At 69.2% G+C, this 13,482-nt stretch carries 8 protein-coding genes; 3 read left to right on the plus strand and 5 right to left on the minus strand.

What is annotated here, in order from left to right; all coding sequences use genetic code 11:
• Positions 1-147: 147 nt before the first annotated feature.
• The 3 genes from ettA (at position 148) to ACR4XJ_RS08120 (ending at position 3,746) form a co-directional block, all read left to right on the plus strand.
• Positions 148-1,830: an energy-dependent translational throttle protein EttA gene (ettA, locus tag ACR4XJ_RS08110; RefSeq protein ID WP_434754748.1), complete on the plus strand. Its 1,683-nt coding sequence runs from the start codon at positions 148-150 to the stop codon at positions 1,828-1,830.
• 360 nt (positions 1,831-2,190) lie between these two features.
• The gene (locus tag ACR4XJ_RS08115) at positions 2,191-3,201 is read left to right on the plus strand and encodes a hypothetical protein (protein WP_434754749.1); all 1,011 of its coding nucleotides are present in this window, start codon (positions 2,191-2,193) and stop codon (positions 3,199-3,201) included.
• A gap of 167 nt (positions 3,202-3,368) precedes the next feature.
• On the plus strand, positions 3,369-3,746 hold the full coding sequence (locus ACR4XJ_RS08120; protein WP_434754750.1) for a hypothetical protein: 378 nt from the start codon (positions 3,369-3,371) through the stop codon (positions 3,744-3,746).
• Between the two features lie 469 nt (positions 3,747-4,215).
• Here ACR4XJ_RS08120 and ACR4XJ_RS08125 read toward each other — a convergent pair whose 3' ends face one another.
• The 5 genes from ACR4XJ_RS08125 to ACR4XJ_RS08145 form a co-directional block, all read right to left on the minus strand.
• Positions 4,216-5,148 carry a magnesium transporter CorA family protein gene (locus ACR4XJ_RS08125; RefSeq protein ID WP_434754751.1) on the minus strand — a complete coding sequence of 311 codons (933 nt, stop codon included), beginning with the start codon at positions 5,146-5,148 and terminating at the stop codon, positions 4,216-4,218.
• 575 nt (positions 5,149-5,723) lie between these two features.
• Positions 5,724-6,233 (minus strand): DUF1499 domain-containing protein, encoded by a 510-nt coding sequence (locus ACR4XJ_RS08130; RefSeq protein WP_434754752.1) that lies wholly within the window; start codon positions 6,231-6,233, stop codon positions 5,724-5,726.
• Positions 6,234-6,376: 143 nt separating this feature from the next.
• Positions 6,377-6,958, minus strand: coding sequence for a TetR/AcrR family transcriptional regulator (locus tag ACR4XJ_RS08135; protein ID WP_333507609.1), 582 nt, complete (start codon positions 6,956-6,958; stop codon positions 6,377-6,379).
• Between the two features lie 290 nt (positions 6,959-7,248).
• On the minus strand, positions 7,249-12,078 hold the full coding sequence (locus ACR4XJ_RS08140; protein WP_434754753.1) for a response regulator: 4,830 nt from the start codon (positions 12,076-12,078) through the stop codon (positions 7,249-7,251).
• Positions 12,079-12,339: 261 nt separating this feature from the next.
• On the minus strand, positions 12,340-12,987 hold the full coding sequence (locus ACR4XJ_RS08145; protein WP_434754754.1) for a tetratricopeptide repeat protein: 648 nt from the start codon (positions 12,985-12,987) through the stop codon (positions 12,340-12,342).
• Positions 12,988-13,482: the final 495 nt, after the last annotated feature.

Raw genomic sequence — 13,482 nt, forward strand, 5'->3', positions numbered from 1 at the left:
TGCCCGCCCGCGCGGCGCGCCAGGCGCGCGCCGCATCCAGCGGCGCCGGGCGGCCCGGTCCCTGAAGCCGGACAGCAACCCCGACCAGACGACAACCCCGACCAGACGACAACCCCGACCAGACGATAACCCCGAAAGGTGGACGCAATGAGCAACGAACCGGACAAGATCATCTATTCGATGATCCGCGTCACCAAGCGCCACGGCCAGCGCGAGGTGTTGAAGGACATTTCCCTCTCCTACTTCTACGGCGCCAAGATCGGCGTGCTGGGCCTGAACGGCTCGGGCAAGTCGTCGCTGCTGAAGATCCTGGCCGGGGTGGACCCCAACTTCGACGGCAAGACCGTGCTCGCGCCGGGCTTCACCATCGGCTACCTGGAGCAGGAACCGCTGGTGGACGAAACCCGCACCGTGCGCGAGGTGGTGGAAGAGGGCGTGCAGGACGTGGTGGACCTCGTGAAGGAATTCGAGGAGATCAACGCCAAATTCGCCGAGCCCATGGAGCCGGACGAGATGGACGCCCTCATCGAGCGCCAGGGCAAGGTGCAGGAGCAGATGGACGCCAAGGGCGCCTGGGACCTGGACGCCCGCCTCGAAATGGCCATGGACGCCCTGCGCTGCCCCTCCGGCGACACGCCCGTGTCGGTCATCTCCGGCGGCGAGCGCCGCCGCGTGGCCCTGTGCCGCCTGCTGCTGCAAAGCCCGGACATCCTGCTGCTGGACGAACCCACCAACCACCTGGACGCGGAGTCGGTGGCATGGCTGGAACGCTTCCTCCAGACCTTCCCCGGCACGGTCATCGCCGTGACCCACGACCGCTACTTCCTGGACAACGTGGCAGGCTGGATCCTTGAACTGGACCGGGGGCGCGGCATTCCGTGGAAGGGCAACTATTCCTCGTGGCTGGAGCAGAAGGAAAAGCGCCTGCAACAGGAAGAAAAGTCCGAGGTGGAACGGCAGAAGACCCTCCAGCGCGAACTGGAGTGGATCCGCATGTCGCCCAAGGGCCGCCACGCCAAGGGCAAGGCGCGCATCAACGCCTACGAGGCCATGCTGAGCCACGAAAGCGAAAAGCGCGCCCCGGATCTGGAAATCTACATTCCGCCGGGACCGCGTCTGGGCAAGACGGTCTTTGAGGCCAGCGGCCTGTCCAAGTCGCTGGGCGACCGCCTGCTGATGGAAGACGTGAACTTCATCATCCCCGCCGGGGCCATCGTGGGCATCATCGGCCCCAACGGCGCGGGCAAGACCACCCTGTTCAAGATGCTGGCGGGCGTGGAAACGCCCGACGCGGGCGAACTGAAGATCGGCGAGACCGTGCAGGTGGCCTTCGTGGACCAGAACCGCGATTCGCTGACCCCCGGCAAGACCGTGTACGAGGTGATCAGCGAAGGCTACGAGACGGTCAAGCTGGGCGCCCGCGAGGTGAACGCCCGCGCCTACTGCTCGCGCTTCAACCTGATGGGCCAGGACCAGCAGAAGAAGGTGGACGTGCTGTCCGGCGGCGAACGCAACCGGGTGCACCTGGCCCGCATGCTGAAGTCGGGCGCCAACGTCATCCTGCTCGACGAACCCACCAACGACCTCGACGTGAACACCATGCGGGCCCTGGAAGACGGCATCGAGAACTTCGCGGGCTGCGTGCTGGTGATCAGCCACGACCGCTGGTTCCTGGACCGCATCGCCACGCACATCCTGGCCTTCGAGGGGGATTCCAGCGTGGTCTTCTTCGACGGCAACTATTCGGAATACGAAGAAGACCGCAAGAAGCGCCTGGGCAAGGACGCCGAGCAGCCGCACCGGATCAAGTTCCGCAAGCTGACGCGGTAGAGGCCGGAACGGGGTTCGGAGGCGGCGCCCGCTGCGCGCGGCTGCCCGGCGGCGCGTAGCGCCGCGCCGGGCGAGGCGGGCTTGGCCTGCCCGCACGGCGGAACAGGGCACCGCGAGCGTAGCGAGCGTGCCCGTCATGGAGCAATCCAGCCGCACCGGATCAAGTTCCGCAAGCTGACGCGGTAAGGAACGGAACAGCCTGCGGGGGCGGGCTTAGCCTGCCCGTGCGGTTTGAAGAAGTCTGACAGCAGCCGCCATTCACGGACGCCACGGCGGCCCCGGAATGGCGGCTGCATGCGGCTGAACGGCGGGAGCGGCACGCCGCCAAACCCGGATTCGACACGCCAACATGGTGGATGCATGAACATCGTCTTCGTGTTCGAAAAAGAGGTCAGGACGCACTTCAACCGCGTGACCGTCAACATCCGGGGCGACATCCATCGCTGGCGGCCGCTGCTGTGGCGCGGCTTCGCGCGGCTGTACCACGACGTGTACGACGGGTTCGACATGGCCGACGCGGCCGTGATGCGCCATGTGGACCAGTGCTCGCCCAGCGTGCTGATGCGCACCTTCATGCATGCCGACCTGGTGTCCAGGCGGGGCGGAGAAGGCCACGACATCGGGTGCACCAACCTCAAGACCATCAGGAATTCCATCGTCATCGCGCACAAGAACATCATCAACCGCAAGCGGTTGCTGCGGCAGTTCAAGCGCAACGGCAACATCCTGCTGGTGGACATCATCGACGGCGGGCCGAAACCGGGCAGCGCAGAATTCTACGACGGCATCATCTGCTGCTCGCAGAAGGCGTATGAATACTACGCGCAGGAATGCCCGCGCATTCCGGTCTATTTCGTGGCCCACTGCACCGACCCGCGCATCGGGCAGGTGACGCCCCCCACGGACAGGTTCGCACCGTACTACTTCGGCGCGCCCAAGAACCTGCTGCTGTTCGACGCCATCAAGGACATGCTGGGCATCGTGTACACCGACACCCGCGACGTGCCCAACCATGACTGGTACAAGCGTCTCAGCGAAGCCAACTTCCACTACGCGGTGCGCCCGCAGATGGGCGAGCGCGTGTTCAAGCCGTTCATGAAGGGCATCATCGCCGCCACCTGCGGCGTGAACATGCTGGTCCACAAGGACGACGGCGACGCGCTGCATTTCCTGGGCGAGGACTACCCCTACCTGATCCGCGAGGACATCTCCGAAGACGTGGTGCTGCGCTACATGCGCAAGGCGCGCGATACCTTCGGCAGGGAGGAATGGGCGTACGGCCTCGAACGCATCCTGTCCCTGCGTTCCGTCTTCAGCCCGGACGCCATCGCCCGCCAGTTCTGGGACATGATCGACCGCTGCTCGCGCTGAGGCTGGCTACGCCCCATACCGGCGGCGTCCTTCCCGGTCCGGCATGCACGCCCCTCCGCTTGCGCGGGGGGGCGTTTCTGCTACGCTGGGGGCAAGACGGCGGACCCTTCGGGGGCCGCGCGTCCGCCGTCTTCCTTTGCCACGGCGGCCCCGGCAAGGAGGTGCCCATGACCCGACAGGTTTCGTTCACCCGGCTGGAGCAGGCGCAGTTGCCCGGCTTCCGGGAACGTCTGGACCGCGCCGAATCGCCCGACGAGGTGCGCAGGTTCTTCGCCGAAACCATGGCCACCCTGCTGTCCGACGCCCTGGGCACGGCAGGGGCGGTGCGGTACGACGACGTGGCCCTGTCCCCGGACGCGCCCGACGGGTACGAACTGGCTCCGGCGGTCCGGGCGGTGCAGGGCTTTGCCGGAATATGGAACGATTCCGATCTGCCGCGCATCGTGGGCGACTTCGCCCGCGTGGCCGAGAAGCGTTTCCGGCATCTGGCGGGCAATCCGGAGCGCACCGAGGCCAAGACCCGGCACAAGGACGGCAAGCGCTAGGGGCTGTTTCTAAATTGTCCTTTCGCCCGTTGGCATCCGACCTGAAGGGCGCGAAGCGTGGCCGTGGGCGAGCTTGCGAGCCCTACGGACATCGTGCGCAACGCGGTCAAACTTCGCCTGCCATGGCTTTGCTGTCCTCATCCGTAAGACTCGCAAGCTCGTCTAACGGCTGAGGCTCGGTCGAATACGATAAGAGCGCGTTGCGGTCCTCATCCGTAAGGCTCGAAGACTCGCATAACGGCTGCCGCGCTTTGCGGTCCTCATCCGTAAGACTCGCGCTGCGCGCTCGCCTAACGGCTGAGGCACTCCCTCATGGCAGGCTCGTTTTCCTTGCCAACGAACGAAAAATCCTAATTTAGAAACAGCCCCTAGGGGCCGTTCCCCTTTCGCCGCAAACGAACGACGCCCCGCATGGACCGGTCGGACCGGCCAGGCGGGGCGTTCCGCCGTTTCGGGCGGGCGGCGCGGGCTACAGCCAGCGTTTCTTGATGAACACCAGCCAGGCCGCCAGGCACAGCCCCACGGTCACCCCGGAGACGATGCCGAAGGCATAGGGCGAATCGTGCAGGGGCGTGTCGATGTTCATGCCGTAGATGCCGGTGATGATGTTGGGGATCATCAGGATGATGGTGAACCCGGTCAGGAACTTCATCACCGTGTTCATGTTGTTGGAAATGATGGAGGCGAACGCGTCCATGGTGCCGGAAAGGATGTCGCTGTAGATGTTGGTCATGCCGATGGCCTGGCGGTTTTCGGTGATGGCGTCTTCCAGCAGGTCGCTTTCCTCTTCGCTGATGCGCAGGGTACGGGTGCGCAGCAGTTTTTCCATGATGATGTCGTTGGCCTTGAGCGACGTGGTGAAGTACACGAGGCTCTTTTCTATGTTCAGCAGTTCTATGAGTTCCTGGTTGCGCATGGACTGCTGCAACCGCTGCTCGATGAACGCGGTGCGCCGGTTGATGTCCTTCAGGTCGTTCAGGTAGGCGATGGCGGTGCGTTGCAGCAGATGGATGGCCAGGCACAGGCGGCGCGCCGTGTCCATGGTGCGCACGCGGCCGTTGAGCAACTCGCTGACGATGTCGCGCGGAGAACGGCACACCGTGACCACGGCGGTGCGGGTGATCACGATGCCGATGGGCAGCGTCACGTAGGGCACGCGCGCGTCGGCGGCGTTTTCCAGGGGCACGCGGATGACCAGCAGCAGCACGCCGTCCTCGTGCTCCAGCCGGGCGCGTTCGTCGGCGTCCAGCGGGTCGGTCAGGTGGTCCAGGGGAATGCCCAGCAGCACCGAGGCGCGGCGCAATTCCTCGTCCGAGGGGTTGGACAGGTTCACCCAGCAGTCGGGCTCGATGTGGTCCACGGGCGTGAGCACACCGTCGATGGTCTTGTGAATGGTGAACACGGCAAGGCTCCTTGCGTCCGTTCCGGGGTGCGGTCTGGCGCGCGGCGCATGCCGCGCGTGCCGGGAACAGCCGCGCGCCGCGCCGGACCGACCCGCGAAGGTCAGGAGAGGACGCGGCGGCGGAAGCAATGGAGCGTCACGAGTACGGGTCCGCGGAACGGGCCACGGAAAGCACGCGACGGTGCATCCGGCAGCGGGCGCGCCGGATGGAACGGTCGGAAAGCACGAAAGATGCGGAAAGCAGGGAAAGCGGCGTGCGGAACATGGTCCATCTCCGGGGGCGCGCAGCGCCGCCGGGCGGACCGGGAGGGGATCAGGCCCGGACGTGACGGCGGCAGCGGCGCGGGTGCGTCGTTGCGAAACGGTGCGATGCGGCGGGGCATCTACTACTGTCGCCGGAATCCACGTCTGTGCTCCTGTTGGGGGTGGGGCGGGCCGTATGGCCGCCCCGGTGTGCCCCGGTGTACCACGGGTATGCCGTGGATATGCCGTGGGCACGCTGCGGGGTCTGCTTTACGCCCGCGCGGCCCGCTTGGCAACCGGAAATGCGGTGGGGGCGGCGGGCAAGACAACCCCTAACGGGGCAGGCCCAGAAACCTGCGCCGCAACTGCTCCGCCCGGTCCCGGTTGACGCCGAAGTCCCACCAGCCGGAACGGGCGGCCGAGCGCAGGTGCACCACCGAGGCCGCCGGGTCCGCCACGCAGACCACGTCGTCGATGAAGCCGAAGACCTTGCCGCGGCACTGGGCGCGCACGGTCAGGCCGCCCATCTCCACAACGGTGCAGCCGGGCAGGGCGGACAGGGCCACGGCAAGGCGGCGCATGGCGGGCGCGGCCTCGCCGGTGAAGGGCAGGGGTTCGATGTACTGCCCGTCGCGCACCGCCCCTTCGGCCTGGGTGATGGCGCAGTTGGGCCGGTCGGGGCAGGCGGGCAGGCGCACCGGCTGGACATGCCGGTCTGGCTGCGCGGCATGGGCGGAGCGGACAAGCCATGCGGGCCATGTGGGCCACGCGGGCCATGCGCCTGCCGCCAGAAGCAGCAGAAGCAGCAGGGCAGCGGGATTGTGGAGGATGGACGCGGACATGGGGGGGAACACCTCCCGTCGGGCGTGGCGCGGGGCGGCGGCCAGGGCCGTGGTCCGGAAAACCGGGCCGGGGGCCGCCGCATGACGAAGGGCCGCCCCGTATGCGCGGAACGGCCCCGTGGAAAACGGCGCGGAAGTTTCCGCTACGGCTTCAGGAAGCGGCTGACGTTGTCGATGACGTTGCGCAGCAGGTCGTCGGTGGGTTCCACGAACTGGAAGTGGATGGTGCGCACGATGCCCACCATGATGCCCACGATCATGCACGCGGTGTCCTCGACGTTGATGTCGGCGCGCACCGACCCGTCCTTCTGGCCGTCGCGCAGGGCCACCAGCAGGTACTCGTTGAGGTAGGTGTAGATTTCCTTGATGGCCAGGAACACGTCGTCGTTCCGCTCGCCGTAGCGGGTGGGCGCGTCGCGGAAGATCAGGCAGAACTCCATGCGGTTCTTCTTCACGAACACGTAGAACGACTTGATGATGGAGACCACTTTCTCCACGCTGGTCTCGGGCGCGCGCACCTCGAGATATTTCTCGATGTCGCTGATGAGCTGATCCTTCACGTTGCGGATCAGGGTGAGGAAGATGTCGTCCTTGGTCTTGAAATGGCGGAAGATGGTGCCTTCCGCCACGCCCGCCTCCTTGGCGAGGAGGCTGGTGGGGGTGTTGTTGAACCCGCGCTCGGCAAACAGCTTGGCGGCGGTAAGCAGGATGGTGTCGCGCTTCATGTCGGAATCCTTTCAGTGTCTGCCGCGATACGGCAGAAGCGAGGAGTGAACACTCAAACGAGAGAAGGCTAACTCCACTCCCGGACGGTGTCAACGCCGGTGTGGGATGCATGCGCAACCGATGGGGGATTGCATGGTATTCCGGGGTGTTCCGCACCCCATGCCGCTGGGGGAATATCCGGCGGAAGCAGGGAACCCGGAGGCAATGCAATAGCCCCGGTCCATGGGCGGCCGGGGCGATGCCCTGTGCCGGGTCGGTTCCGAACGGGGGCCGGAACGGGCGGCCGGGCTCAGGAACGCCGCCCGCCGTGCCCGCCGCGCGGGGCCAGGGCGATGCGGTTGCGTTCCACGGCGGCCTCCAGTTCGGGCAGCAGGTCGCGCACGGCCTCCATGTCGTCGGCGGTGGCGGCCCGCTCCACGCAGCGGGCGATGCGTTCCAGCACCCGCAGGCCGAAGCTCTCCGCCTTGCCCGCGATGCGCGCCGCCGCTTCCTGCACGGCAAAGGTGCTGCCGTCGGCCCGGCCGCGCCTGGCGTCGTCCAGCGCCGCGTCCAGGGTTTCCAGCAGGCCGGGGATGAACGGCTCGATGTCGTCGCCCATGTGGCCGTGCGGCTCGGGCCGTTGCGGCGGGGCGGGGCGGGCGGGGGCGGCGTCGGTCCGGGCCGTGCGGTCATCCCGTGCGGGTTGGGCCGGGGCACGCCGCGTCGTATCCTCATCCGGCGTCTTGGCGCGGTCCGCGTTGCGCCCGAGATGGACGGCGATGCGTTCCGCGATGCGCTCGGCAAAGCTCTTGGCGGGGGCTGCCGGGGAAGGCGTGGCGGACTGCGCGTATGACGGGGCGTACGGTTGACCGTGCGGGGCCTGTTCCTGCGCGGGGCGGGGCGGCGTCTGGCCTGGCTGGGGCCTGGTGTACTGCATCTGGGGCGGCAGGGGCTGCGCAGCCTGGGCCGGTTGCGCGGTGGGCCATGCCGGGGCTGCCGGGGGCTGCGCGGAAACCGCCGGTCCGGTGGCTACCGTGGCGGCTGCCGTGGTGGCTGCCGTGGCGGCTGCCGTGGTGGCTGCCGTGGCGGCTACCGTTGCAGGCGCGGCCTGTGCGGCCGGAGCGGGCGCGGCAGGCTGGACGGGCTGCTTGGGCCGGTAGCCGGGGCGCACTTCGGCCGACAGGTCGCGGATGGGCCTGGGATCGTGCGCTTGCGGCTGGTGCCTGTCCTGATTTCCCTCCGGCGTGCGCTCCGTCGCGGGGGGCTGCGGCACGGCGCGCTGGCCTTGCTGCTGGGCGCGCTGGGCGCGTTCCCAGCGCTCCAGCCGCGCCGCCGCCCCGTAGGAGGACGAAGCGCTGGGACCAGCGTGCGTGGAGGCCCGGTGCGGCTCCATGGGCATGGGCTCGCCCACCCATTCGCCGCCGTCGGCGGTGGAGGGCTTGCGCGCTACGGTGACTGCATCCTCTCGGGCCGTGGCGGTGGCGCCGCCGGGAGTTGCCTGCGGGGGAGCGGTGGATGCCACGGGCATGGGCTCGCCCACCGACTCCTCGAAATCGTCGCCCCAGGCCGGGGCAGCGGCGATGATCGGAGCCGCCATCGCGGCGTCCGCCGGGGCGTCAGGCGCGGCAAGGGACGGAGCCGTAGCATCGCCACCATCACCGGCGGACTCGAAATCCGCTGCGTCGGTGACGATGAGGTCCAGAAGCGACCCGCCTTCGGGCAGCGGTCCGCCCCCATGCGAGGCCCCGGCCGCCGGTGCGACGACGAATGACGGGGATTCGCCGCGGGTGGCGGGATCGGCGTGCGGCACGGCAAAGATGTCCGCGCCGAACAGGTCGGGCAATTCCTCGACCGCGTCTTCCGCCGCGCCGGGTTCCCCGCCGGGATCGCCATGGACGGTGGCGTCGTGCATTGCCGCGCCGTCCTCACCGCCCGTGCCGTCCGGGCCGTCCGGGCCATCGGGCAGGTCGAGTCCGGGCAAATCTGCGGGGGGCTGTTCCGGCCCGCCCTCCAGGGGGCGGTCCCACGGGTGCCAGGCGGTGGGCTCGCCCACCACCGGTTCCAGGGGATCCAACGCCCCGCCCGCTTCGGCCCTGGCGTCGGCCTCGTCGGGCAGTTCCGGCAGCGCGCCGCTTTCCGCGCCAGCCAGGAACAGGTCGGGCAGTTCCGCGAAGTCCGGCGGCGTGGCGTGGGCGTCGTCCATGTCCTCGTACGGCATGGTGGCAACGGCAGGGCCGTATCCCGCGTATGCGGGCTGTAGCGGCTCCGGCTCGGCATGGGGCGGGGCCAGCCGTTCCACGGCGGCGCGCAGGCCGCTGCGGGTCAGGGGTTTTTCCAGCGTCTCGGTGCACCCGGCGGCCAGCATGCGCTCGGCCTGGGCCTCGTTCGCCACCAGCGCCAGCACCGGCACCGGGGCCAGGTCGTGCTCCTGCTCGAAGCCACGGATGGAGGCAACGGCCGCCACGATGTCGTCCTCGGGCATGTCGCCGTCCATGATGACGAGGCCGGAGGGCGCGCGCCGGTACAGGATGCCCGCCTCGGTGGCGCCGCGCGCCTCCAGCGGCGCATGCGGCAGCCCTTCTAGGAAAAAGGCCAGCAACTGGCGGTTGCTGGGCACGTCGTCGGCCACGATGACCTGCAACGGGCGGCGCGGCACCACCGGCCCCAGGTGCAGGTGGTCCGCCGCCGTGACGGCGTCGGGCGCGGGGCGGGCTACGCGCAGGTCGTCGGTCAGGTCCACGCCCACGAAGGGGCGCGGCGCGGTGGCGTCGCCCGAAAGGGCCACCAGCCGCGCGGTGAACGAAATGGTGGTGCCCTGGCCCCGGCCGCTTTCCACGGTCAGGGTGCCCCCGGCGGCGTCGGCCATCTCCCAGGCGCGGGCCAGCGCGCTGACGCTGCGCTTGTGCGGTGGCGCGCCCGCGCCGGAATCGCTGACGGTGAACAGCAGGTGCCCGGGGTCGGTGCTGTCGGGCACGCGGCGCACCGACATGTGCACCGAGCCCTTGTCCGTGGAGCGCACCGAGCTTTCCGCCAGCAGGCGCAGCAGTTCGCCGAGTTGCCCGGTGTCGCCTTCATACAGTTGCGAAAGATGGGGTGCCATGAACCACGAGATGGCCAGGCCCTTGCGTTCCGCGCGGTCGGCCACGGCGTCGTGGGCGTCGCGCAGCATGCGTTGCAGGTCGAACACGGCCCGGCGCGGCGCGGTGCGTTGCGGCGCGGCCACCCGGCCCAGGTCCCCGGCGATGGACGCCAACTGGCGTCCGGTGGCGGCCACGGCCTCGGCGTGGCTGCGGGCGGCGGGGGGCAGCGCGCAGTTCTCCAGGCCGTCCAGTTCCTGCAACATGGCATCGATGGGCGCCAGCAGGGCTTCTTCCATGCGGGCCAGGGCCAGCGGGTCGAAGGCCGCATCGGGGGGCGTGCCGTCCCCGTCCGGCCCGAAGCCGGTGGCGAAACCGGCGGACTCGGCCGCGGCGGCGGCGCGGGCAAGGCGGCGCGAGCCGCGCGGCGCGGGGGCATCGCCCAGTTCGGGCACTACGTCGCCAAGGGAAAGTTCCAGCGGTTCCTCGGGTACGGACCCACCGCCGTTCCTGCTGTCGCCGCCGTTGCCCATGAAGGTGGGCTCGTCCGCGGACTCGTTTGTGGCCTCGTCTGCGGATTCGTTCGGCATGGCTGGCGTGCGCGGGGACGGGGCCACCCCGCCGCGCAGCTCCTCGGGCGAGATCAGGCGCAAGGCGGGCTCGTCGGCCAGCGGGTCGTCCAGGTCGGGGCGCTCCGCCGCCGGGCTTTTGCGCACGCGGTAGCCGCGCCCGCCGGTCAGGGTGCCCTCGGCCTCGGCCGGGCGCGGGGTGCCTGTGCCCGCCACCAGCAGGGCCAGCAGGGCCAGGCCCCACAGCGGGGCCGTGGAAAGCCACACGGCGGGCGCCGGAGACGCCAGCCCCGCGACGCCCACCCCGGCCCCGGCCAGCGCGGCCAGGCACCCAGTGAGGAATCGGCGCGAACCGGGCAGCTTGCGGAACTTGCAGGCCAGGGCGGCGGGCAGCACCAGCACCAGCAGCAGCGGCCACAGCGCCAGCAGGCGCGAGGCCCAGGCCATGCCCGGCACCAGCGGCAGCAGGGCCAGCACGGCCCCGGCCAGCGAGACCACGCGCAGTTGCATGTCGGCGTTGGGCGCTTCGTCGCGGGTGCGCAGCAGGTGCCGTCCCACATGGGGCAGCAGCATCAGGGCCAGGCCGGGCGCCAGCACGCCGGGCAGCCCGCGCAGCGGCACGTATCCGGCGGGCGTGGGCGGCTGCCCGGCCACGGCCTGGATCAGCACGGCGGCGGCGAACAGGCTGGTCCACAGCCGCCATTCGCCCCGCTCGAAAACGCCGCGCAGTAGGCACAGGGCCAGCACGGCCACCAGCATCCCCACCACCAGGGGGCGGGCCAGGGCGTCGTTGTTGGCGGCCGCGTTCTGGGGGGTACGCAGCATGGGCGCGAACCACGGACCCGGCACGCCGTCCAGCTTCACGTACACCGGCACGGGCTTGCCCACGGGGTCGGGCAGGGTGAACACGTTGCCGCCCTCGGGGTCTTGCGGCTGCCATTCGTTGGGTTCGCCGGGCTGGTTGCGTTTGGCCAGGAACAGGGTGGCGCGGCCGGGCAGGTCGCGGCCGAGATCCAGCAGCAACTGGCGGTTCTGTCCGTCGGCGGGGCGGGGGGCCAGGGTCAGGCGCAGCCAGGTGGAGCCGGAGCGGAACAGGGGCAGGCCGTTGCCCAGCGGGGTGAACCCGGCCTGATGCGAGGGCGAGAGCAGTTCGTCCACGCTGAGCGCGCCGGTGGGGTCCACCAGGAATTCGATGAACGGAGCCAGCGGCTGGGTGGCCAGCAGTGACGAGGTGTCCAGCGCGCGGGTGGCGTTGGAGGACGCGGGCGCGGCACTGGTCTGGCTGGTGCCGGACTGGTTGGCGCCGGGCGCGGCCGTGGCGGCCAGCGTGGACGTGACCGGCCATGCCGCAAGGCAGCAGGCCAGCAGCAGCCAGGCGGCCACGCGGGGCAGACTGGCGCGGTGGCCGGAGAAATGCGGGCGGGATAACGGGACGCGGGGCGCGGGGACGCGGGGCGAGCGGCGGGCCGAAGCGATGGTCGGGGCGTGCGGCATGGTTCCGTGGGCGCGCGGGGCGCGCGGGTTGCGTGTTGACCGTGCGCGGCGCGGCGCCAGGGCCGCGCCCCGTCGGACCATAGCGCACTTCGGCATGGGGGGCGAGTGGAAATCAAGGTCCGGAACGGCGGGCGAGGCCGCGCGGGAATTTCAGTGATCGTGCCCCGTCACGCGTATCCGGACGCAAGCAAAAAGCGCGCGACGGCACGTGGCCGCCGCGCGCATCCGCACGGTGTAACGGTGTGGCGGGCGGGTCCCGTCCTACTTGCTCTGCTGTTGCAGCGACTGCATCATTTCCTTCAGCGGCTGGCCGTTGGGGGCCTTGGCGTCGGGATTGATGGCCAGCAGTTCGCGCCACGCCTTCATGGCCTCGTCCTTCCGCTCCAGGTCGAAGTACAGCACGATGCCCTTGTTGAAGCGGGCGATCTGGTGCTTGGGATTGATGGCGATGGCTTTCTCGAAGGTGGCCAGGGCGCGGTCGTGCTGGTGGTCCTCGCGGTACATCACGCCAAGGTCGGTCAGCACGTCGGGGTCATTGGGCTTGAGCGCCAGCGACTTCTCGTAGGCAGGGATGGCCTTCTTGGGCTGGTCGGTGTCGAAGTACAGGTGCCCCAGCTTGGTCCACGCGGCCACGTCGCTGGGGTCCTTCAATACGGCCTGCTCCATTTCCAGGATGCGCCCCATGATCTCGGGCGATATCTGGCTGGCCGCGCCGTTCTGGGCCTGCTGGCTGGGGGCGGACACGGCGCGCTTTTCCTGCGCGGGCGCGGGCGAATACATGCTCGCCGCCTGCACGCCAAGGAACGCGCCGACGATCAGCGCCACGGCCACGGCCATGTACATGGTGGACTTGCGGACGTACGCGCCGTCCTGCTGCTGGCGGCCTTGCGCCCGGTGTGTCTGCGACATGGATGCTCCGTTCATAATGTAGGAAAAGTGTGCGGACGGGGGCGGTAGGACAGGCGGTCCGCGCGGCCCGGTCAGGTGGGCAGTGTTACCCGTGCGAGGCGCTTCCGGCAAGAGGCGGGGCGGAAAGGGGACAATTGCGGCGCCGATTGTACATAATTAATCCGTGATAAATCACATTGTTGATGGATGATTTTGGGCAGCGCCCAAAAACCGTGTTGACACCTGCCCGCCTGATGCCCTAAATACCCCCTTCGCCGCAACGGACAGCGTCCGACGCGGCTTGCTCTTTCAGCCGGATCAACAGGTTGCCGCTTTCCGGAGCCCTCAGCGGGGTTCCACGGGGTCCTCGGGAAAAAACGAGGAAAACGAAAAAAGCGGTTGACACCTGGCGGGGCACTGGGGCATACATGCTCCTCGCCGCGACGGGAAGCCCCGGCGGGGCGAGGTCGCAAGACCGCGGTTCCAAGACCATGGTTCTTTGACAAGTAAATAGCG

Source organism: Nitratidesulfovibrio sp. D1, from assembly GCF_051133415.1.
In the GTDB taxonomy this organism is placed as follows: Bacteria; Desulfobacterota; Desulfovibrionia; order Desulfovibrionales; family Desulfovibrionaceae; genus Cupidesulfovibrio.

Excerpts from the sequence above, each read along its gene's own strand:
- ettA (WP_434754748.1), top strand. The coding sequence starts at position 148 with ATGAGCAACGAACCGGACAAGATCATCTATTCGATGATCCGCGTCACC.
- ACR4XJ_RS08115 (WP_434754749.1), top strand. The coding sequence starts at position 2,191 with ATGAACATCGTCTTCGTGTTCGAAAAAGAGGTCAGGACGCACTTCAAC.
- ACR4XJ_RS08120 (WP_434754750.1), top strand. The coding sequence starts at position 3,369 with ATGACCCGACAGGTTTCGTTCACCCGGCTGGAGCAGGCGCAGTTGCCC.
- ACR4XJ_RS08130 (WP_434754752.1), bottom strand. The coding sequence starts at position 6,233 with ATGTCCGCGTCCATCCTCCACAATCCCGCTGCCCTGCTGCTTCTGCTG.
- ACR4XJ_RS08135 (WP_333507609.1), bottom strand. The coding sequence starts at position 6,958 with ATGAAGCGCGACACCATCCTGCTTACCGCCGCCAAGCTGTTTGCCGAG.
- ACR4XJ_RS08140 (WP_434754753.1), bottom strand. The coding sequence starts at position 12,078 with ATGCCGCACGCCCCGACCATCGCTTCGGCCCGCCGCTCGCCCCGCGTC.
- ACR4XJ_RS08145 (WP_434754754.1), bottom strand. The coding sequence starts at position 12,987 with ATGTCGCAGACACACCGGGCGCAAGGCCGCCAGCAGCAGGACGGCGCG.